The following is a 20,930-nucleotide window of genomic DNA, read 5'->3' on the forward strand; positions in this document are numbered from 1 at the left end:
GGTACCGCGCGTCTTGGCAGAAAGGATCGAGGAGGCAGGAATGGCGAAGAAAAAGAAGGTGACAGACCCGGCTGCGGTCGGTCCCGATCACACCCTCATCCTCATCTACGTCGGTTTGGGTCTGCTGGGCGCGCTGTGGGTGGCGTTGCATCTGGGCAACGCGCTCGCGGTGGTCCGGCAGGACGTCCCGGTCAACCCGATCACCATCGTGGTCGAGCTGGTCAAGGGCGAGCTGAGCTGGCCCAAACCCGCCACGGTCATCCTGATCGTGATCGCCGGCCTGATCGGCCTGTTCCTGCTGTTCCGCAAGAGCAAGGCCAAGCGCGCGACCATCGGCAAGCTCCCGGTGGACGACAAGGCCGGGCACATGGGCAACGGCGGCGCCATCGCCTCGCTGACCGAGGCCGGGGTGAAGGAGAAGGCCGAGCAGCTCGGCATGAAGCTGGGCTACAAGGACGCCCCCGGCGTGCCCATCGGCGTCGGTGTCGCCGACGGCGTCATGCTCTACGGCTCCTATGAGGATCTGCACCTGGACATCTGGGGTCCGCGCCAGGGCAAGTCGACCTCGCGGGTGATCCCGGCGATCCTGTCCGCGATCGGTCCCGTGGTCACCACCTCCAACAAGCGCGACGTGGTGGACGCGACCCGCGACGTGCGCGAGAACAAGGGCAGCCCCACCTACGTCTTCGACCCGCAGGGCGTCGCCGACGAGGACCCGACCTGGTACTGGAACCCGCTGGACTGGGTGGACGCGCGCCGGGAGGGCTGCGAGATGCGGGCCCACCGCCTGGCCGGTCATTTCGCCGACGCCGACAGCGGCAACGACAGCGCGAAATCCGACGTGTTCTTCGACCCCGAGGCCGAAGACCTGCTGGCCGGCCTGTTCCTCGCCGCGGCCGTCGCGCACCGGCCCATCGTGCAGGTGTGGGATTGGGTCACCAACCCCGGTGACCACGAGCCCATCGAGCTGCTGCGCGCGGCCAGCCACGACTACACGGCCTCCGGTCTGGCCATGCAGTACAACGCCGATCCCCGGACGCGCAGTGGCATCTTCGGCACCGCGAAGAAGATGATCCGCTGCCTGCAGCTATCCAACGTGCACCCGTGGGTGCTGCCGGGCGGGGACCGCCGCCAGTTCGACGAGCTGGAGTTCGTGGAACGCAACGGCACCCTCTACAGCCTCTCGCTCGAGGGGCGCGGCTCGGCCGCACCGCTGGTCAGCGCGCTGACCGAGGCGGTCGTGGACGTGGCCATGCGCAAGGCGTCGCGCTCGCCCGGCGGGCGGCTGCCCATCCCGTTGCTCGCGGTGCTCGACGAGGCCGCGAACGTGGTGCGCTGGAAGGATCTGCCCAAGCAGTACAGCCACTTCGGCTCGCGCGGCATCGTGGTGATGACGGTGCTGCAGTCCTGGGCGCAGGGCGCGCGCTGCTGGGGTGACGCGGGCATGCTCGCGCTCTGGTCGGCCGCCAACATCAAGGTGCTCGGCAGCGGCGTCGACGACATGAACTTCCTGCGCGACCGCTCCGAGGCCATCGGCGAGTTCGAGTCGATCTCCGCGTCGGTCTCGGAATCCAAAGGCGGCAAGAGTTATTCGCGATCGCTCGGTGCGTCCAAGACGTTCTCCGTGCACGCGCTCACCACCCTGCCCAAGGGGCGCGCGATCGTGTTCACCTCCGGTCAGCCGGCGGTGCTTGTTCGCACGGTTCCCTGGTGGGAAGGCGACTACGCTACTGAGGTCAAGGCTTCGATCGCGCATCACGATCCCACCCGCAAGACCACCATCTCCGACTTGATCGGCTCGCCCAAGCTGACCAAAGTCGTTCCGCCCCAAGACTCCGGGCGAGAAGAGGAGGTTCGTCCGCTGTGACCGAACAGCAGCAACAGCCGATGATCTACACCAATGTCGTGGAGTTCGTCGAAAACTATCTGAGTCTGGTCTATCGGCGTCAGGTGACCGACATCAGCGAGACGGTGTGGTGCCCGGAGTGGTGGAAGCATGCCGAGGCGGTGGCGCGGCTGGACGCGCTGTGGCGCTCCTGGGAGCACTACCGGCTCGAACCCAGTACGGGCCTGAGCATCTGGTTCCTCGACCACGCCGATCCGCACATGACCAAGCTGTTCGATCCGCGCGGCCCGTTCAAGTACTGCAGCGTCCGCAACGGCCACAAGGACATGCTCAGTCCGCTGCCGCTGAAGTCGCCGGCGCAGGGCATGTTCGGTGATCCGACGATCGGCGACTTCCGCATGTGATCGCCAGTCGCACAACGAAAAACGCCCGCTGCGCGCAGCGGGCGTTTTCGGTGGTTCAGCGCTACTGTCGCGCGCGTTCCAGGCCGCGGGCTTCCTGCTCGCGGCCACGGGCCGCGGCGGCCCTGGCTTCCTCGTTACGGGCCCGTACGGCCTCTTCCGGGGGTTGCGCCTGCCCTACCTCGATGAGCATGCGGACCGCGGCCAATTCCGGTGCCACCCCGAGCCGGGTGAGGTGGGCCGCGATGGCCTGGCGGCGTTCCTGGGAGTCGTAGCGGACGAGCGGCTGCTTGGCGGCGCTGGCGTTGGCCGCCATGCGCGTGTCCTGGGCTTGGGCGGAGAAGCGATCCTTCTCCAGCGAAATGCCCTTGGCCGGTCCGCCTTTCTCGACCATGCGGGCGAGCTCGACGTTGCGCGGGTCTTTGGCCTTGGAGTCGCGGGCCTCGCGGATCTGCAGTTCCCGGGCCTCTTTGACGCGGGCCTCGGTGACCTTCACGCGGGCTTCGGCTTCTTTTTGACCACGCTCGCGGGTACGCAGTGCGACCAGAGTCGCAAGCGACAACATAGTCCTCATCATGGCCGCGGTCTCTCGGCCGATGTCGTCCAGTTCCTCGGACATGGCTGCTCCCCGATGCTGCAGTGATCACTATGGATGTTGTGGTGCTTCGTCCGGACATCGCCCGCGCGAACTGTAGCCCGTTGGACAATGCCCCGCCTGCAAACGTGGACACCCGGAGGACTCGTGTCGCGGCTTCCCTAGGGGATCGCCCTTGGTGATTTGGGGATGGCTACGCTACGTGTACTCCTTGGTTCGAGATTACCCGAGAAACGCCAGCACCAACCGTACGGACGTGCCGGATCAAGCATATATCGCACAATTCCGTCCCGCATCGGGAAGTTCAGGAGTTAATCAGGTTTAAGGGCACCCTTACCGGATGATTAGGTGTGCCTTGCCTTTTGGGCGCCTACCTGGGGATACGCCACGGGCCCGGCACCAGAGCGGTGCCGGGCCCGAAGTCAATGGCTCTGATCGGGAGTGTCGCGATCAGTTGTCGAGCAGCACCGACCTGATCTCCACCGGCGTGATCGGCTTGCCGTCGCCGGGGCCGTTCGCGTCGTCGCTGCCGCCCGCGGCGATCTTGTCCAGGGTGCCCAGGCTGTTCTCGTCCACCGAACCGAAGATCGTGTACTGCGGCGGCAACTGGGAGTCGCCGTAGACGATGAAGAACTGGCTGCCGTTGGTGCCCGGGCCGGCGTTGGCCATGGCGAGCACGCCGCGCTTGTAGTCGACCGGCAGCTGCGCACTCTGATCGCCCGACGCGTATTGATCGGTCGGGTACTCGTTGCCGAACTGGTAACCGGGACCGCCCATTCCGGTGCCGGTCGGGTCGCCGCACTGCAGCACCTTCAGGCCCTCACCGGTGGTCATCCGGTGGCAGGAGGTGGCGTCGAAGTACTTCTGGTTGGCCAGGCTGACGAAACTGTTGACCGTGCACGGCGACTCGGCGTTGTTCAGCGTCAGGCCGATCGGGCCCGCGCTGGTGTCCATGCTCATGCTGATCTTGGCGTTCGGGCCGGTGGTCGGCACCTCGGCCTTCTCCGGCTTGGTGGCGGGCTTGTCGGCCGGCTTGGCGCTGTCGGAGTAGGTGCAGTTGACCAGATCGGCCTTGGGCTTCGCGGCCGGCGGCGCGGCGGCGGTCAGCGAGGCGTCCGGGGCGGCGGTGTCGTCGGTCTTGGAGTCATCGCTCTTGGTCAGGAAATACACGCCGGTGGCAGCCGCTACCGCGACGACAACGCCGAGCACCGATCCGGCGATGGTCAGTTGCTTGCGCCTGCGCGCCCGCACAGCACGGTTGGCCAGCTGGCGCTCGAGCTTGCGTTTGGCCGCCGCTCGGCGCTGTTCGTTGGTCGGCACTACCACGTTCCTCCCGTTTTCCGGTTCTTCCGGGGATAGAGTGTGCCATCCCTTCCTGAGACACCCGTGCACTTCCCTGAGAACCTGCGCGGCGCGCGCGCTCGTAACCGGTTGGACTTCGGCGGCCACGGTGGTGGAAACTTGCCACCGTGACCAAGACCAGCAGCTTCTCCGCCCCGAAGGGGGTCCCGGATTACGTGCCACCCGGTTCGGCCGAGTTCGTCGCGGTACGCGACGGTCTCCTCCGCGCCGCCCGACTGGCCGGATACGGGCATATCGAGCTGCCGATCTTCGAGGACACCGGGCTGTTCGCGCGTGGCGTCGGCGAGTCGACGGACGTGGTCTCCAAGGAGATGTACACCTTCGCCGATCGCGGCGACCGCAGCGTGACGCTGCGCCCCGAGGGCACCGCCGGGGTGATGCGGGCGGTCATCGAGCACGGCCTCGATCGGGGTCAGCTGCCGGTCAAGCTCGTCTACTCGGGCCCGTTCTTCCGCTACGAGCGCCCGCAGGCCGGCCGCTACCGGCAGTTGCAGCAGGTCGGCGTGGAGGCCATCGGCGTCGACGACCCGGCGCTGGACGCCGAGGTCATCGCCATCGCCGACGCCGGCTACCGCGGCCTGGGCCTGGACGGCTTCCGGCTCGAGCTCACCTCGCTCGGCGACGACACCTGCCGCCCGCAGTACCGCGAGCTGCTCCAGGACTTCCTGTTCAAGCTGCCGCTGGACGAGGAGACCCGCCGCCGGGCCGAACTCAACCCGCTGCGCGTGCTCGACGACAAGCGGCCGGAGGTGCGGGAGCTGACCGCCGACGCGCCGCTGATGATCGACCACCTCTCCGAGACCGCCAAGGCGCACTTCGATCAGGTGCTCGGCTACCTGGACGCGCTCGGCGTGCCGTACGTGGTGAACCCGCGCATGGTCCGCGGCCTGGACTACTACACCAAGACCACCTTCGAGTTCGTGCACGACGGCCTCGGCGCGCAGTCGGGCATCGGCGGCGGCGGTCGCTACGACGGGCTGATGGCCCAGCTCGGCGGGCAGGCGCTCTCGGGCATCGGCTTCGGGCTCGGCGTCGACCGCACGGTGCTGGCGCTGCAGGCCGAGGGCAAGTCCGCCGGTGATCCGGCGCGCTGCGAGGTCTATGGCGTGCCGCTCGGTGATGCCGCCAAGCAGCGGCTCGTGGTCGTGGCGGCGCAGCTGCGGGCGGCGGGCGTGCGCGTCGACCTGGCCTACGGCGGTCGCGGCGTCAAGGGCGCGATGAAGGGCGCCGACAAGTCCGGGGCGAAGTTCACCCTGGTGCTCGGCGATCGCGACCTGGCCGAGAACACCATCGGCGTGAAGGACATGTCGACCGGTGATCAGCGCCAGGTGACCCTCGACGAGGTCGTCGACGTGGTCCGCCGGTCGTTGTAACCCGCACCGCGAACCCTGGTGCGCGGTACCGTATCTGCGCACCCCTGGGTGCTGACCGTTTCGGGCGACCTGCGAGTAGTCGCCGGCGGTGGTGTCGCGGAGAGGCTGGGGTCGTGCAGAGCAATGCTGGGGGCTCGGAGGAGAATTCGCGGATCGGGCTCGACCTGGTCGCCCCCGAGGTGTACACGCCGATGCTGCGCCGGCTGGCGCTGACCGCCACCGGTATCGGCGTCGGGGCCACCCTGCTGGTGGCCATGGTGGCCAGCTGGCCGGTCGCGCTCGCCATCGGGCTGGCCGTGGGCGCGCCCACCGTCGGATACGCACTGGCCTCGCGGCGGCGCCGGATGTGGATGAGCGGCACCACGGTGCACGCGCAGCGTCTGCTCGGGGCCCGGCAGATCGAGGTGGCCGCGGCCAACGGGGTGGAGCTGCTGGTGTTTCCGGGGCGGCTGAGCCGGATCGCCCTGCGCGTCACCACCGGTCCGGACACCCAGATCATTCCGCTGGCGATGTACACCGACGCCGGCAGCGGGCGCGAACTGCACCTGCTCGGCCTGCGCAAACTCGCCGACGCGCTGGCCGCGAGCCAATTGGCCGCGGCCGTCGCCGTTTCCACCGTGCTGGTGCAGCAGTTGCGGGCCGAGGCGCGGGACGCGGCGCTGGGGGAGCGGCCGCTCTATCGGGCCGTGCGGCTGGCCCGGGCCAAGGAGCTGGTCTCACCGATCGTGCTGTCGGATCGCGAAGTCGCCGAGCTCGCTTGACGCAGCGCGTGCGAGTGCGCATGGGGTGCAATATTGCACTGACTGCAACATTGAACGGAATGCGGAAAGTGTTCGGCGCAAGGATGATTCGCGCAGGTAGATAGCCTATCGGCGGTGGGCGGCGAGCGCGTCGACGTTGTCGGAGACACGCTGGAGCAGTCCGATCAGGGTGTCGTAGCCCGCGGTCCCGATGCCGTCGATCAGGGCGGCGCGTTCGGCGTCGACGAGTTCGGCGACGGCGCGGTATTCGGCGGTGCCGGCATCGGTCAGCGCGTAGCGGCCCGCGGTATCGGCGCTGACCCACCCGCGTGCGGCGAGCGCGACGAGGTAGGGCTCGACGGTCGGTTCGGCCGCATCGAGGAAATGCGCGAGCGCGCTGTCCAGACCGGGCAGATCCGCGGGGCCGCGGCCCAGGGTGTTGAGGATCTGCCAGGAGCGGCGGGCCAGGCCGCGATCGCCGAGCCGGGCGGCGAAGTTCTGTTCCAGGCCGGTGTGGATGTGCAGGAGGTAGTAGCCGAGGGGCTTGGCCATGACGGGCTCCATCCGGCGACAGCGGCCATCGAACGCGCGATGGTCGCCATCCGCCGCAGCCAGACCCGGCGCACGCTCAACCGGCTCCGGACGGACGGGCCCGCCATCGACCCGACGGTGTTCGCGGTCCTCGACGCCGTCGAGGAAAGCGACGGTGCGCGCACGGTCGGCGATATCGCGACCGCGCTGGACGTCGACCAGCCCAGGGCAAGCCGGTTGGTAGCCCGCGCGGTCGCCGAGGGTCTGCTCGAGCGCCGCGCCGACCAATCCGACGCGCGCCGCGTGCTGTTGCATCTGACGCCCGCGGCCCGGGTCGCCCTCGCGCACGCGCACGCCGTGCGGCAGGTGTTCTTCGGCCGCGCCACGGCCGGCTGGTCCGGCGCGGACCGCAGCGAGTTCGCGCGGCTGCTCACCCGATTCGTCGCGGACTTCCAGGCCGGCCCCGGTGCGCCGCCGCACCGTGATCGATGACCCACTGTTCTGTTGCTCACGCCTGCGGTCCGCGCGTGGTGCGAATCGATAGGCTGATCGGTGAGTGTCCTTCTATCGCAAGGAGTTCGTCGTGAGCAGCGTTGCCGTCCGGAAGAGCCCCGTTACCGTCACCGTCACCGGGGGTGCCGGGCAGATAGCCTACGGTCTGCTGTTCCGGATCGCCTCCGGCGCGATGCTCGGCCTCGACACTCCGATCCGGTTGCGACTATTGGAGATTCCGGCGGCGGTCGGCTCGCTCGAGGGTGTCGCGATGGAGCTCGACGACGGCGCGTTCCCGCTGCTGGAGTCCATCGACATCAGCGACGATCCGTGGATCGGATTCGACGGCGCGAATATCGGCATCCTGGTCGGCGCGCGCCCCCGGACCGCGGGAATGGAGCGGTCGGATCTGCTGGCCGCCAACGGGCCGATCTTCACCGAGCAGGGGCAGGCGATCAACGCCAGCGCCGCCGGCGACGTGAAGGTGCTCGTGGTGGGCAACCCCGCCAACACCAATGCCTTCATCGCCATGAGCAACGCGCCGGACGTGCCGGCCGAACGATTCACCGCGCTCACCCGGCTCGACCACAATCGCGCGATCGCGCAGCTGGCCAAGAAGACGGGCACGCCCGCCGCGGCCATCGACCGGGTAGCGATCTGGGGCAACCACTCCGCCACCCAGTACCCGGATATCACCCACGCCACCATCGACGGCCGGCGCGCGCTCGACCTGATCGACGACGAGGCCTGGGTGCGCAGCGACTTCATCCCGACCGTGCAGCAGCGCGGCACCGCGATCATCCAGGCGCGCGGCGCGTCCTCGGCGGCGAGTGCGGCCAGCGCGGCGCTCGACCACATCCACGACTGGGTGCTCGGCACCCCGGCGGGTGACTGGACCTCGATGGCGGTGCCCTCGGACGGGTCCTACGGCGTCCCGGCCGGCCTGATCAGCTCCTTCCCGGTGACCTGCGCCGACGGCGCCTATCGCATCGTCGAGCGGCTCGAGGTCGACGATTTCTCGCGCAGCCGGATCGACCTGAGCGTCGCCGAGCTCGAAGCCGAACGGGACGCGGTGATCGACCTGGGGTTCGCCAAGCGCACCTGACAATGCGAAGGCGGTCCCGGCTTCGGCCGGGACCGCCTTTCGCGTTATCGGACTACGTGCCGACGGACCAGGTTTCGGTGCCGGTGAGCAGCGCTTGCAGGGAATCGGGGCCGACGGGCTTGCGCTCCCGGGCCGCCTCGGACTGGGCGCGGACACCGTCGTCGTAGGTGGGGCGGGTGACGGCGCGGAAGACGCCGGTCACCACGTGGCCCAGGTCCTGATCGGAGAGGCGGGACAGAGCGTAGGCGTATTCCGGGTTGTCGGAGTAGGCGTCGTGCACGATGATCTCGGCGTCCGCGACCTCGGCGGCCGGGGCCACCGCGAGCCCGAATCCGTCCTGGACCACCGCGAATTCGCCGTCCGCGCCGAAGCGGATGGGCATGCCGTGGTGCAGCGGGATGAGCCGTGACTCCGAGTCGCCCTTGCGCAGCACATCGAAGGAGCCGTCGTTGAAGATCGGGCAGTCCTGCAGGATCTCCACGAACGACGTGCCGCGGTGCTCGGCGGCCGCGCGCAAGACCTCGGTCAGGCCCGCGCGATCGGAATCCAGCGCCCGCGCGGCGAACGAGGCTTCGGCGCCCAGCGCCACCGACAGCGTGTTGAACGGGTAGTCCACCGACCCCATCGGGGTGGACTTGGTGACCTTCCCCGGCTCCGAGGTCGGGGAGTACTGGCCCTTGGTGAGGCCGTAGATCCGGTTGTTGAACAGCAGGATGGTCATGTTGACGTTGCGGCGCAGCGCGTGGATGAGGTGATTGCCGCCGATCGAGAGGGCATCGCCGTCACCGGTCACCACCCACACCGACAGATCCGGGCGGGTGACCGCCAGCCCGGTGGCGATGGCCGGGGCCCGGCCGTGGATGGAATGGATGCCGTAGGCGTCGAGGTAGTACGGGAACCGGCTGGAGCAGCCGATCCCGGACACGAACATCAGGTTCTCCCGGCGCAATCCGAGCTCGGCGAGGAACCCGCGCACGGTCGCCAGGATGACGTAGTCACCGCAGCCCGGGCACCAGCGCACCTCCTGGTCGGAGGTGAAGTCCTTCACCTTCTGCGCGCCCTCGGCCGCGGGGACGCCGGACAGCCCGGTCAGCCCCAGATCCGTTCCGGCCAGCGAGGTTTCGGCGATGGTCATCGGGTACCCCCGGTCGCGACGTAGGTGGCCCGCGCTCGCGCGGTGAACGCCTTGGCCTGTTCCAGTTCTTCGATCGACCCGTCCAGCGCGGCATCGATGACGCCGACGAGTTCCTGTGCGGAGAAAGCGGTGCCCGCGACCTTGGTCCACGGCCGCACGTCCACCAGGTACTTCCCGCGCAGCAGCAGCGCCAGCTGGCCGCCGTTCATCTCCGGCGCCACCACCGTGCGGTAGCGCCGCAGCACCGTACCGAGGTTGGGCGGCAAGGGATTCAGATGCCGCAGATGGGCCTGCGCCACCGGAACACCGCGCCGGCGCACCCGGCGGCAGGCCTCGCCGATCGGGCCGTAGGAGCTGCCCCAGCCCAGGATCAGCAGTTCGGCATCGCCGTCCGGATCGTCGACCTCGAGGTCGGGCACCGCGATCCCGTCGATCTTGGCCTGCCGCAGCCGCACCATCAGTTCGTGATTGGCCGGTTCGTAGGAGATGTTGCCGCTGCCGTCGGCCTTCTCCAGACCGCCGATCCGGTGCGCGAGCCCCTTCGTGCCGGGCACCGCCAGCGGGCGGGCCAGGGTTTCCGGGTCGCGGGCGTAGGGCTGGAAGTCCTCGTAGCCTTCCGCGGCGAAGCCGGGATCGATGGGTTCCATGGCCGCGACCTCCGGAATCGACCAGGGCTCCGAGCCGTTGGCGATCGCGCCGTCGGACAGCAGCAGCACCGGCGTGCGGTAGGTGAGCGCGATCCGGGCCGCGGCCACCGCGGTCGCGAAGCAGTCGGCGGGGGAGCGCGGCGCGAGCACCGGCACCGGCGATTCGCCGTTGCGCCCGTAGAGCGCCTGGAGCAGGTCGGCCTGTTCGGTCTTGGTCGGCAGGCCGGTGGACGGGCCGCCGCGCTGCACATCGACGATGACCAGCGGCAGTTCGGTCATCACCGCCAGGCCGATGGTCTCGCTCTTGAGCGCGAGCCCCGGCCCGGAGGTGGAGGTGACCCCGAGCGCGCCGCCGAGCGAAGCGCCCAGCGCCGCACCGATTCCGGCGATCTCGTCCTCGGCCTGGAAGGTGGTGACGCCGAAGTTCTTGTGCTTGCTCAGCTCGTGCAGGATGTCGGAGGCGGGCGTGATCGGGTACGTGCCCAGGAACACCTCCAGCCCCGACAGCTGGCCGGCCGTCACCAAGCCGTAGGCCAGCGCGGTGTTTCCGGTGATCTGCCGGTAGGTGCCCGGGGACAGCTTCGCCGGTGCGACCCGATAGGTGGTGGCGAACGCCTCGGTGGTCTCGCCGTAGTTCCAGCCCGCCCGGAACGCCAGCACGTTGGCCTCGGCGATCTCGGGCTTGGCGGCGAACTTCTCCCGCAGGAACCGCTCGGTGCCGCCGATCGGGCGCCCGTACATCCAGGACAGCAGCCCGAGCGCGAACATGTTCTTCGCGCGCTGGCCGTCCTTCTTGCCGACGCCCGCGGGCTCGGTGGCGCCCAGGGTGAGCGAGGTCATCGGCACCCGGTGCAGCACGAAATCGGTGAGGGTGCCGTCGTCCAGGGGGTCGGCCGGGTAGCCGACCTTGGCCAGGTTGCGCTTGGTGAACTCGTCGGTGTTCACGATCACCGTCGCGCCGCGCGGCAGGTCTTCCAGGTTCGCCTTGAGCGCCGCCGGATTCATCGCCACCAGCACGTCGGGCTGATCGCCCGCGGTGAGGATGTCGTAGTCGGCGATCTGGATCTGGAACGAGGAGACGCCCGGCAGGGTGCCCTGGGGTGCGCGGATCTCGGCGGGGAAGTTGGGCTGGGTGGCGAGGTCGTTGCCGAACGCGGCGGCCTCGTGGGTGAAGCGGTCGCCGGTGAGCTGCATGCCGTCACCGGAGTCACCGGCGAACCGGATGACAACCTTCTCCAATTTCGTTGCGGCGGCATCGCTTTGGTCCGCCGGTTGGGTCCACTGCGCCATCGGCCTCGGTCACTTCCTCGTCCTGGACGGGTGCCATTGGCCAAAGTACTCCGATCGCGGGAGCCGGCTCAGGAGAACAGGGTGAGCTGCGGATCGGCGGTGTGCTCCGGCTTGGTTTCGGCTGCCGACGGTAGCCGGGATTCCCTTGTCAGACCGTGCTTTCGCAAAAGCGGGTCCAGCCGCTCGCGCAACCACGCCGCGTACTCCGGCGTCACGTAGGCGCCGCGCCCGTAGAGCTGCCGGTAGCGGCGCAGCAGCGCCGGATGTTCGCGCGCCAGCCACTCCAGGAACCAGCCGCGCGTCGCGCCGCGCAAATGCATCGGGAAGGCCACCGCCGAGGTGGCGCCCGCGGCGGCGATCGCGGCGAACAGTTCGTCGAGATGGGCTTGGCCGTCGGTGAGATACGGAATGACCGGGGCCACCATGACATTCACGTCGAACCCGGACTCGGTGAGCGCCTGCACCAGCTCCAGCCGGGCCCGGGGCGAGGGGGTGCCGGGCTCCAGGCCGCGGTGCAGCTCCAGGTCGTAGATCGCGATCGAGACCGCGATGCGCACCGGCACCACACCGGCCGCCTGGGTCAGCAACGGCAGATCCCGGCGCAGCAGCGTGCCCTTGGTGAGGATGGAGAACGGCGTGCCGAACTCGGCGAGCGCGCGAATGATGCCCGGCATCAGCCGGTACCGGCCCTCCGCGCGCTGATACGGGTCGGTGTTGGTGCCCAGGGCCACCGGCTCCCGATGCCAGGAACGCCGGCCGAGTTCCTTGCGCAGGACCGCGGCGACATTGGTCTTGACCACGATCTGCGCGTCGAAATCCCGGCCGGCGTCCAGATCCAGATATTCGTGCGTGGGGCGGGCGAAGCAGTACCGGCACGCGTGCGAGCAGCCGCGCATCGGGTTGATCGTCCAGGTGAACGGCAGATTCGACGCCTCGGGCGTCTTGTTCAGCGCGCTCTTGCAGAGCACCTCGTGGAAGGTGATGCCGTCGAATTCGGGGGTCTGCACGGTGCGCACGAACCCGGCCCGGTCGAGGCCGGGTAAGGCGCCGTCGTCGGCGTCCAGGGTCTGGTTCTGCCACCGCACCCCCTCAGTCGAACATGTGTTCTAAGTGGTGTCAAGCGATCCGGCGGGTGGCCAGCGGGGCGAAGCCGGCCGGATTATTGAAGAACGCGACCAGGTCGCGCACCGTGTCCTCGGTGGAACGCGGCTGGTAGCCGAGCTCGGTGCCGGCCTTGGTGTGATCGACGATCGGGGCCGAGACGATCGCGCCCAGCGCGGCCTTGGAGAGCACCTCGCTGCCGATCAGCTTGCCGATCGGTTCCAGCACCGGCATGACGCCGGAAACCAGCTTGGCCGGGATGAGGAAGCGCGGGCCCTTCTTGCCGTTGAAGTTCGCGGCCATCTTGCACAGGTCCATGGTGGTCACCATTTCGCTGCCGAGCAGATAGTTCTCGCCGGTGCGGCCCTGCGCGGCGGCCAGGGTCAGGCCGTGCGCGACGTCGCGCACGTCGACCATGTCGAAGCCGCCGCTGATCATCGCCGGAACCCGGCCCGCCGCGGCGTCTTTGAGCGTGCGATTGACCCGCGAGAGTGGGGTGCAGTAATCGGCCGGGCCGAAGACGCCGGTCGGATTGCAGATCACCGCGTCCAGGCCCTTGTCGATGACCTCGCGCAGTTCGACCTCGCCCTGCCACTTGGAGCGGTCGTAGACCGGCAGCGCAAAATCGGTGGAGCGGACGGTGGACTCGTCGATACTGCCGCCGCAGGTGTACTGGTTGAACGCGTGGATCGAGCTGGTGTGCACCATGCGCCGGACCCCGGCCGCGAGCGCGGCCTCGGCGACCACGCGCACGCCCTCGGTGTTGACCTTCCAGGCCAGATCGTTCTTCTCCGAGAGCGTGATCACCGCGACCAGGTGATACACCAGCTCGTGGCCGTCCAGGGCCTCCCGCATCGAGGCGGGATCGAGCACGTTGCCCGAGACCCAGGTGACGCGGGGGTCGGGATTTTCGGGGGCGACCCGATCGATGGCGGTCACCTCGTGTCCCGCCGCGGTGAGCAGGGGGAGCAGGTTACTGCCAAGGTATCCGGCTGCGCCGGTCACTGCGACCTTCATGTGATCGAGAATATAGAACTTGTTCTAATTTGCAACACGTTCCAGTTAGGCATCCGGACACCTGTATCGGCTCGAAAAGAGTCGCCCTTCTCGGCTATATTGAGCGCCAACCGTAGCGGCAGGCTAGAACGCTAGGTGGCGAAACACGGATGTTCACAACAACTTGGGGGGTGCCAACTTGACGAATTTTCTCTCGGCGGACACGGACGCGGTGCGGGTCTTCGGCGCACAGAACGCGGGAATCGCGAGCCAGATCTTCGGGGTGGCGAATGTCGACTCGGCGGCCAGCGTGGCCGCCATGACACCGGTCTTCGGCGTGATCGGCGCCGACTTCCTGATGAGCTTCGCGGCGGCCCAGGTGCTGCAGTCCAAGGACATGAACGAGCTCGCCGCGAAGTACACCGACCTGGCCACCGGCGCGCAGACCGCGGCTCAGGAATACCTCGCGCAGGACGGCACCAACGCGGTCAATCTGGCCGTGCAGAACAACAAGATCTGAGGCGGGGGATATGAAGCCGATCGATTCCGGCAACACCGGCGTGATCGCGCCGCAGGACATTCCGGCCTCGGACACGTTGCAGCACGCCGCGGCCGGTGCGCACGAGCCCGCGATCGCCGCGGTGCAGGCCACCCAGCAGGGGATTCCGGATGTGCCGCTCGGGCAGTGGCCCGCCGAGGTCGCCGAACCCGAGTCGCCCGCACTGGTTTACGCGCGCAAGCTCGCCGAGGATCAGCAGAACGCCGGCACCATGCCGGCCGGGCTCGGTGGTCTCAACGGCCTCAACGGTGCGCCGATCGCCGATCCGCAGAGCGTGCTCAGTGCCGTCCCGACGGATGTGTCGAGCCTGCTCGGCGGCGCGAACACCGCGATCACCGCCGCGGCCCAGCAGGCCCAGACCGCGGCCACCAGCGCGCTCACCGGCGCCGGCAGCGCCCTCACCTCCGGCGAGCTGACCAAGCAGGTGCAGTCGATCGCCGACACCTCCGGGCTGTCCGCGGCGATCAGCGATCCGGCCTCGGCGGTCGATTCGCTGCTGAGCGGCGTCTCGCTACCCGCGCTACCCGGGGTGGACCAGCTCATCAGCCCGATCCTGGAGCTGCTCAGCAGCTTCGGCTCCGGTGTGCTCGGCGCGTTCGACCCGACCCAGATCATGAGCAGCGCCTCCTCGGTCATCGAATCCGCGATGGAGGTGGGCCAGGGCGCCATCACCAGCGTCCAGCAGCTGTGGGAGGGCACCGCCTCCGAGCAGGCCACCACCGCCGCGCAGCAGGCCAACACCCAGGGCACCGAGACCAGCCAGCGCGGTTTCGACATCTCCGATCTCACCCAGAAGGCCGCGGCCGTGGTGCAGACGGGCAACACCCAGTTGACCGGCATCGCAACGTCTTTCGCCTCGCAGGCGGTCGCCATGGCCCCGGTCCTGCTGACGCCGCCCGGCCAGGCCGCCCTGGTGGCCACGGCCACCGAGCACCTGGGCAACGCGGTCTCGGTCGTCAACGCCACCCGCGGTGATCTGTCCGGCAAGACGACCGAGCTGAACGCCATGCTCTCGAACCTGGTGGGCCAGAGCGGATTGCCCTCGGCGCAAGAGGTCGCGGAGACGGTGGCGCAGAACGTCAGTGAGCCGCTGTCCAGCACGGCGCAGGAAGCGGCGACGCAGGCTCAGTCGGCGCTCGGCTCCGGCTCGCCGTCCTCGACCGCGCCGACCACGCCCGCCTCGACGAACCCGTCGGCCGCCACCACCGCCGCACCCGGTACGAGCAGTCTGCTGGGCACGGGCACGCCGAGAACCTCCACGGGCACGCCGCGCACCGGAACCGGCAGCGGCAGTCCCTCCAACGGGAATCCGGCGGCCAAGGGCGTCTCCGGCGTGCCCGGCACCGTCTCGCCGCTGCGCGCCGCGACCGTGCCCACGGGCCTGGGCAGCGGCCTCAACGCCGCGACCACCCCGGCCGGCACGGGTAACTCGTTCATGGGCAACCCGGCCGGCGCCGCGAACCGCGGCAACAACGACGACGACGAGCACGATCGCAACGTCTCGCCGTACCAGAGCCTGACCGGCAACGACGATCTCACCGGCCCGCTCGGTGAATCGACGCCGGATGTCATCGGCGCCACGCACTCCGATGAGATGCTCGGGATGGATTACGAGCAGGATCAGTTCTAGCGGCTCGAAAAACGGTGCCCCGCTTCCGGTTTCCGGAGGCGGGGCACCGTCGCGTTCGGGTCAGTCCTGGACGAAGGCCTCGAGCATCCGGCGATACAGGGCGGTGAAGCGGATCCGCCCGTCCTGCTGCTCGGGCGAGAGGTCCGCGGTGGCGCCCGGGGCGTACAGGATCAGATGCATTTCCTGCCCCTGCTTGGCGGGCATCAGGTCGATGATCTGCTTGCCTTCGTCCTTGACGTCGGGCTCACCCAGGTCGACGTCGTAGAGGGCGCGGATCTCGGCGCGCGCCGCCCGCAGCGCGTCCGGGGGGATCGTCCCGCTGAACTCCTGCGGCGGCACGTCCGGCGCCCGGGCGATATCGAGGACGTCGGGCCGGCGGATCGCCCGCCCGTCGGCATAGATCTCCAGCTCCGGGCGCAGATCGTGGCGCCCGGTCCAGCCGTTCGGGATGAAGGTCAGGATGATCTCGGCCAGGGCCGGCGTGCTCGGCGCGGGGGCCGGGGCCGGCTCGGGCTCGGCGGCGGCCAGGCCGGAACCGGCCGCGCACAGCAGAACCAGAAGCAGAAGAACCGATTTCGTCTTGCGCATAGAACCCCTTATCCGTTGGAACCCGGGTATTGCCTCGACGGTCGACGCGCGGGAACCGGAAGGTTCCCGCGCGTCGGGTGGCGATCATTCTGACAGCGTGGCGCTGCCGGCCGGAGCCGGATCAGCGCACGGCGGGCGGATTGCGTAGATCCGCGGCGCCGAAGGTGTCGCAGCCCTTCAGCTGGCCGGACTTGTAGCCGGACAGGAACCAGGCCTGGCGTTCCTCGGAGGAGCCGTGCGTCCAGGCCTCCGGATTCACCCGGCCCGAGGTCTTGCGCTGGATCCGGTCGTCGCCGACCGCCGCGGCGGCCGAGAGCGCGTCCTGCACGTCCTGATCGGTCAGCGTCTTCAGGAACGGCTGGTCACCGCCCGGTGCGTTCTGCTTGTCGGCGTAGTGCGCCCAGATGCCGGCGTAGCAATCGGCCTGCAGTTCGGTGCGCACCGCGCCGGATTCGGGACCGTTCGGATCCTGCTGGGCCCGGCCCAGATCGCCGAGCATGTTCTGCAGGTGGTGCCCGATCTCGTGCGCCACCACGTACTCCTGGGCCAGCGGGCCGGTGCTCGCGCCGAAGCGGGTGGTCAGCTCGTTGAAGAAGGTGACATCGAAGTAGGCGGTCTGATCGAGCGGGCAATAGAACGGGCCGACCTCGCTGGTGGCGTTGCCGCACCCGGTGGAGGTGGCGCCGGAGAACAGCACGACCTGCGGCTTGACGTACTTCTGGCCGCCGGTCTGCTTCGGAAACTCGGTGCCCCACACCGCGTTCAGGCTGGTGGTGGTGGCCGCGACCCGGCAGTCCAGGAACTTGTTGGCGTCCGCGCCGGTCTTGCAGTGCTCGGGGGTGCCCGCGGTGGGCCCCTGGGCGGTGTCGTCCGCGCCCGTCAGCCCGCCGACGACCGAGCCGGGATCCCCGCCCAGCAGCAGGATGACCACCGTCAGGATCAACCCGCCCAAGCCGCCGCCCAGCGCGATCTTCCCGCCGGGGCCGGGACCACCCCCGCCGGACCTGACCGCGCCCGGATCGATCTGTGTGCCCTCGTTGAAGGTCATGGGTGTCGCTCCTGTGAATCGAGTGGCCGGACGGGCGCGGTTCGTCGCGATGGAGCTAGCGCGCCTACAGCTTTACATGTGATACCCAGCAATCCGGGACTCACCGCTACCGTGTCGCACCGGTCTCGCGCCGCTGCCCTTATTAGGGCTTGGGCCTGCGTCATCGCTACGATGGCTAGGCACCGGGACGGGGAGAATGCCCGGTGCCCGCAATCGTCGAAAGGAATACCGTGCTGCGCACCCACTTGGCTGGTTCGCTGCGAAGCGAGCACGCCGGTCAGACCGTCACCCTCACCGGATGGGTGGCCCGGCGGCGTGACCACGGTGGCGTGATCTTCATCGATCTGCGCGATGCGTCGGGTGTTTCGCAGGCGGTCTTCCGCGAAGGTGCCGCGGCCGAGCAGGCGCACAAGCTGCGCGCCGAGTTCTGCGTACAGATCACCGGCGTGGTCGAGCAGCGGCCCGACGGCAACGAGAACCCGGATCTGCCCACCGGCCAGATCGAGGTGAACGTCGCCGAGCTCGAGGTGCTCAACGAGAGCGCGCCGCTGCCGTTCCAGCTCGACGAGCAGCCCGGCGAAGAGGCCCGCCTCAAGTACCGCTACCTGGACCTGCGCCGCGAGGGCCCGGCCCAGACCATGCGGCTGCGCTCCAAGGCCAACGCCGCCGCCCGCGAGGTGCTCGCGCGCCACGAGTTCGTCGAGGTGGAAACCCCGACGATGACGCGCTCCACCCCCGAGGGCGCCCGCGACTTCCTGGTGCCCGCCCGCCTGCGGCCCGGCAGCTTCTACGCGCTGCCGCAGAGCCCGCAGCTGTTCAAGCAACTCCTCATGGTCGGCGGCATCGAGCGCTACTACCAGATCGCGCGCTGCTACCGCGACGAGGATTTCCGCGCCGACCGCCAGCCCGAGTTCACCCAGCTCGACATCGAGATGAGCTTCGTCCGCCAGGACGACGTCATCCTGCTGGCCGAGGAGATCCTGGTCGCGCTGTGGAAGCTGATCGGCCACGACATCACCACGCCGATCCCGCACATGACCTACGCCGAGGCCATGCGCCGCTACGGCTCGGACAAGCCGGACCTGCGCTTCGAGGTCGAGATCACCGAGTGCGCCGAGTACTTCAAGGACACCCCGTTCCGGGTGTTCCAGTCGCCCTATGTCGGCGCGGTCGTGATGCCGGGTGGCGCGAGCCAGCCGCGCCGCCAGCTCGACGCCTGGCAGGAGTGGGCCAAGCAGCGCGGCTCGCGTGGCCTGGCCTACGTGCTGATCGGCGAGAACGGTGAGCTGACCGGCCCGGTCGCCAAGAACCTGTCCGAGGCCGAGCGCGAGGGCCTGGCCAAGCATGTCGGCGCGGCCCCGGGCGACTGTGTCTTCTTCGCCGCCGGCGAGGTCAAGGCCGGCCGTGCCATCCTCGGCGCGGCCCGCGGCGAGATCGCGCGCAAGTGCGGCCTGATCGACGAGAACGCCTGGGCGTTCGTGTGGATCGTGGACGCGCCGATGTTCGAGCCGGCCGCCGACGCCACCGCCAGCGGCGATGTGGCGCTGGGCCATTCGGCCTGGACCGCGGTGCACCACGCGTTCACCTCGCCCAAGCCGGAGTCGGTCGACACCTTCGACACCGACCCGGGCGCGGCGCTGGCCTACGCCTACGACATCGTCTGCAACGGCAACGAGATCGGCGGCGGTTCCATCCGTATCCACCGCCGCGAGGTCCAGGAACGCGTGTTCGAGGTGATGGGCATCAGCCAGGAGGAGGCGCAGGACAAGTTCGGCTTCCTGCTCGACGCCTTCGCCTTCGGCGCTCCGCCGCACGGCGGCATCGCCTTCGGCTGGGACCGGATCACCGCCCTGCTGGCCGGCGTGGACTCGATCCGCGACGTCATCGCGTTCCCGAAGAGCGGCGGCGGCGTCGACCCGCTGACCGACGCCCCGGCGCCGATCACCCCGCAGCAGCGCAAGGAAGCCGGGCTGGACTTCAAGCCCGAGGACAAGAAGAAGCCGAAGACCGAGGAACCGGTCGCGGCCGCCGAGTAACTCGGCCGTACGCGCAACTCCGCCCCGCGCTCGACAGAGCGCGGGGCGGAGTTCTTTGTTCAGGCGACGGGTGCGACCGTGCGCTCGGTGAGAATCCGGTAGGCGTAGGTCACCGCGATAACGGAGATCGGCGCCGCGACCAGCAGGCCGAAACCGCACAGCAGCGCGCCGAGGAACGTGATCACCATGACCGCCAGGGTGAGCAGCAGAACCGGCACGACATTGGCGATCACCAGGCGCGCGCTGGCCTGGATCGCCTGTACCGGGCCCAGATCCTGGTCGATCACGAAGTGCAGCGCGAAGATGCACAGGAACCCGATGATCACGCCGGGCAGCACCAGCAGGGCCAGGCCGATGAAGGTCGCCGCGAAGGCGAGCAGCGAGGTCAGCAGCACGTTGCCCGCGTTGCCGAACTGGAAGAACGAGCCGAAAACCGGTGGGGTGCCGTCGGTTTCGTAGAGCGCGCCGCGCACCATCGCGGCCTGGAGCAGCCACAGCCCGGCCATCACCGCGAGGAACAGCACCATCAGCACCAGTACCGAGTTCGGATTGAACAGCGCCACGAACAGCCAGTACACCAGGTAGATGGCGAAGCCGAGCGCGGTGACGCCGAGCCAGGGCGCGATGTTGGCGCGGAACTTCTCCAGGCCGTAGCCCAGCGCTGCGCCGACGTCGAGGCCGGTGCGCTGATCCGAGCCGGCGGCCTGGTAGCCGTAGGTGGGGCGGTTGGCGGACGGCTCACCGGCGGGCGGCTGCTGACCGGGCTGGCCGTAGCCCGGGGGCGGCTGCTGGCCCGGCTGCCCGAATCCGGGCGGCGGCGGCTGACCGTAGCCGGGGGGCGGTTGCTGCCCGTAACCCGGAGGCGGCTGCTGGCCGTAACCAGGGGGCGGTTGCTGCCCGAACCCGGGCGGCGGGGGCGTTCCGGGCGGGCCGTAGCCCGGCTGCGGGGCGTACCCGTGCTGCGGCTGGTAGCCCTGCTGCGGCGGAAAACCCTGCTGGGGCGGATAACCCTGCTGCGGTGTGCCGACGTTCGGCGGCGGCTCCACCGGCTCGTTGCCGTACTGCGGCGCGCCGGGCCCGTCGAACTGTGGGTACCCCGCGCCGCCCGGTAACTCGTGCCTGCTGTGCCCGCTGTGCCCGGGATCGGGCTGGGCGGGCGGGGGCGCGCCTTCGTGCTGCCCGGATTGCGGCTCGGACCGCCCCCCACCCCCTGATTCGGGCGCGTCGCCAGTCGGCTCCTTCTGCGGATCTCTGGGAGTGGAATGCGGTGTGTCGGACATTGTCGTCGACCTTTCCGGCGCAACTGGTTTGCGGTGTGGCGCACAACAGTTCAGGATGAGAAAACCGGACTATCACGCCTCGTGTCAAGCGGACAGCGCAGCTCCGGCAACTACATCACAGACACGCCGAGCGACGCGGAAAGGTTGTGTAACCGCTCGCTAGAAGTGACCCCAT

Annotated in this window: 19 protein-coding genes; 9 read left to right on the forward strand and 10 right to left on the reverse strand. The window is 69.2% G+C overall.

What is annotated here, in order from left to right; translation table 11 throughout:
• The first annotated feature begins 40 nt into the window (after window positions 1–40).
• Together AB0H76_RS07635 and AB0H76_RS07640 are read left to right on the forward strand one after the other, a co-directional pair.
• The gene (locus tag AB0H76_RS07635; RefSeq protein ID WP_357318790.1) at window positions 41–1,867 is read left to right on the forward strand and encodes a TraM recognition domain-containing protein; all 1,827 of its coding nucleotides are present in this window, start codon (window positions 41–43) and stop codon (window positions 1,865–1,867) included.
• Window positions 1,864–2,250 (forward strand): DUF4913 domain-containing protein, encoded by a 387-nt coding sequence (locus AB0H76_RS07640; protein ID WP_357318793.1) that lies wholly within the window; start codon window positions 1,864–1,866, stop codon window positions 2,248–2,250. The genes AB0H76_RS07635 and AB0H76_RS07640 overlap by 4 nt, the downstream gene beginning before the upstream one ends.
• Before the next feature lie 61 nt (window positions 2,251–2,311).
• Here AB0H76_RS07640 and AB0H76_RS07645 read toward each other — a convergent pair whose 3' ends face one another.
• Window positions 2,312–2,812, reverse strand: a complete 501-nt coding sequence (locus AB0H76_RS07645) for a hypothetical protein (RefSeq protein WP_357318796.1) — start codon at window positions 2,810–2,812, stop codon at window positions 2,312–2,314.
• 480 nt (window positions 2,813–3,292) lie between these two features.
• Window positions 3,293–4,162: a peptidylprolyl isomerase gene (locus AB0H76_RS07650; protein ID WP_357318799.1), complete on the reverse strand. Its 870-nt coding sequence runs from the start codon at window positions 4,160–4,162 to the stop codon at window positions 3,293–3,295.
• 149 nt (window positions 4,163–4,311) lie between these two features.
• Between AB0H76_RS07650 and hisS the strand changes: the two genes are divergently transcribed.
• Both hisS and AB0H76_RS07660 read left to right on the forward strand, forming a co-directional pair.
• Window positions 4,312–5,577, forward strand: coding sequence for a histidine--tRNA ligase (gene hisS / locus AB0H76_RS07655; RefSeq protein ID WP_357318802.1), 1,266 nt, complete (start codon window positions 4,312–4,314; stop codon window positions 5,575–5,577).
• 113 nt (window positions 5,578–5,690) lie between these two features.
• Window positions 5,691–6,338, forward strand: a complete 648-nt coding sequence (locus tag AB0H76_RS07660) for a hypothetical protein (protein WP_357318805.1) — start codon at window positions 5,691–5,693, stop codon at window positions 6,336–6,338.
• Window positions 6,339–6,443: 105 nt separating this feature from the next.
• Here AB0H76_RS07660 and AB0H76_RS07665 read toward each other — a convergent pair whose 3' ends face one another.
• On the reverse strand, window positions 6,444–6,869 hold the full coding sequence (locus AB0H76_RS07665; RefSeq protein ID WP_357318808.1) for a hypothetical protein: 426 nt from the start codon (window positions 6,867–6,869) through the stop codon (window positions 6,444–6,446).
• A 39-nt stretch (window positions 6,870–6,908) separates the two neighbouring features.
• On the opposite strand from AB0H76_RS07665, the gene AB0H76_RS07670 reads away from it, so the two are divergent.
• The gene (locus tag AB0H76_RS07670; protein WP_357318811.1) at window positions 6,909–7,340 is read left to right on the forward strand and encodes a MarR family winged helix-turn-helix transcriptional regulator; all 432 of its coding nucleotides are present in this window, start codon (window positions 6,909–6,911) and stop codon (window positions 7,338–7,340) included.
• Window positions 7,341–7,431: 91 nt separating this feature from the next.
• Window positions 7,432–8,445, forward strand: a complete 1,014-nt coding sequence (locus tag AB0H76_RS07675; protein ID WP_357318813.1) for a malate dehydrogenase — start codon at window positions 7,432–7,434, stop codon at window positions 8,443–8,445.
• Window positions 8,446–8,497: 52 nt separating this feature from the next.
• Here AB0H76_RS07675 and AB0H76_RS07680 read toward each other — a convergent pair whose 3' ends face one another.
• The 4 genes from AB0H76_RS07680 to AB0H76_RS07695 all read right to left on the reverse strand — a co-directional run bounded on the left by AB0H76_RS07680 (window position 8,498) and on the right by AB0H76_RS07695 (window position 13,635).
• A complete protein-coding gene (locus AB0H76_RS07680) occupies window positions 8,498–9,580 on the reverse strand; it encodes a 2-oxoacid:ferredoxin oxidoreductase subunit beta (protein ID WP_357318816.1) in 1,083 nt (360 codons plus the stop codon).
• On the reverse strand, window positions 9,577–11,517 hold the full coding sequence (locus AB0H76_RS07685) for a 2-oxoacid:acceptor oxidoreductase subunit alpha (RefSeq protein WP_357318819.1): 1,941 nt from the start codon (window positions 11,515–11,517) through the stop codon (window positions 9,577–9,579). Before AB0H76_RS07685 ends, AB0H76_RS07680 begins: the two co-directional genes overlap by 4 nt.
• A gap of 68 nt (window positions 11,518–11,585) precedes the next feature.
• On the reverse strand, window positions 11,586–12,602 hold the full coding sequence (locus tag AB0H76_RS07690) for an Rv2578c family radical SAM protein (protein ID WP_357318821.1): 1,017 nt from the start codon (window positions 12,600–12,602) through the stop codon (window positions 11,586–11,588).
• Window positions 12,603–12,633: 31 nt separating this feature from the next.
• Window positions 12,634–13,635, reverse strand: a complete 1,002-nt coding sequence (locus AB0H76_RS07695; protein ID WP_357318824.1) for an NAD-dependent epimerase/dehydratase family protein — start codon at window positions 13,633–13,635, stop codon at window positions 12,634–12,636.
• A gap of 178 nt (window positions 13,636–13,813) precedes the next feature.
• On the opposite strand from AB0H76_RS07695, the gene AB0H76_RS07700 reads away from it, so the two are divergent.
• Together AB0H76_RS07700 and AB0H76_RS07705 are read left to right on the forward strand one after the other, a co-directional pair.
• On the forward strand, window positions 13,814–14,134 hold the full coding sequence (locus AB0H76_RS07700) for a type VII secretion target (protein WP_357318827.1): 321 nt from the start codon (window positions 13,814–13,816) through the stop codon (window positions 14,132–14,134).
• Between the two features lie 10 nt (window positions 14,135–14,144).
• Window positions 14,145–15,803, forward strand: coding sequence for a hypothetical protein (locus AB0H76_RS07705; RefSeq protein WP_357318829.1), 1,659 nt, complete (start codon window positions 14,145–14,147; stop codon window positions 15,801–15,803).
• 60 nt (window positions 15,804–15,863) lie between these two features.
• Here AB0H76_RS07705 and AB0H76_RS07710 read toward each other — a convergent pair whose 3' ends face one another.
• Together AB0H76_RS07710 and AB0H76_RS07715 are read right to left on the reverse strand one after the other, a co-directional pair.
• Window positions 15,864–16,391 carry a hypothetical protein gene (locus AB0H76_RS07710; protein ID WP_357318831.1) on the reverse strand — a complete coding sequence of 176 codons (528 nt, stop codon included), beginning with the start codon at window positions 16,389–16,391 and terminating at the stop codon, window positions 15,864–15,866.
• A gap of 121 nt (window positions 16,392–16,512) precedes the next feature.
• Window positions 16,513–17,439, reverse strand: coding sequence for a neutral zinc metallopeptidase (locus tag AB0H76_RS07715; protein WP_357318834.1), 927 nt, complete (start codon window positions 17,437–17,439; stop codon window positions 16,513–16,515).
• 230 nt (window positions 17,440–17,669) lie between these two features.
• On the opposite strand from AB0H76_RS07715, the gene aspS reads away from it, so the two are divergent.
• Window positions 17,670–19,475, forward strand: a complete 1,806-nt coding sequence (aspS, locus tag AB0H76_RS07720; RefSeq protein ID WP_357320504.1) for an aspartate--tRNA ligase — start codon at window positions 17,670–17,672, stop codon at window positions 19,473–19,475.
• A gap of 59 nt (window positions 19,476–19,534) precedes the next feature.
• Here the strand turns inward: aspS and AB0H76_RS07725 are convergent, their stop codons facing one another.
• The gene (locus AB0H76_RS07725) at window positions 19,535–20,755 is read right to left on the reverse strand and encodes a hypothetical protein (RefSeq protein WP_357318836.1); all 1,221 of its coding nucleotides are present in this window, start codon (window positions 20,753–20,755) and stop codon (window positions 19,535–19,537) included.
• Window positions 20,756–20,930 lie beyond the last annotated feature (175 nt).

Source organism: Nocardia sp. NPDC050712, from assembly GCF_040654295.1.
Classification (GTDB): Bacteria; Actinomycetota; Actinomycetes; order Mycobacteriales; family Mycobacteriaceae; genus Nocardia.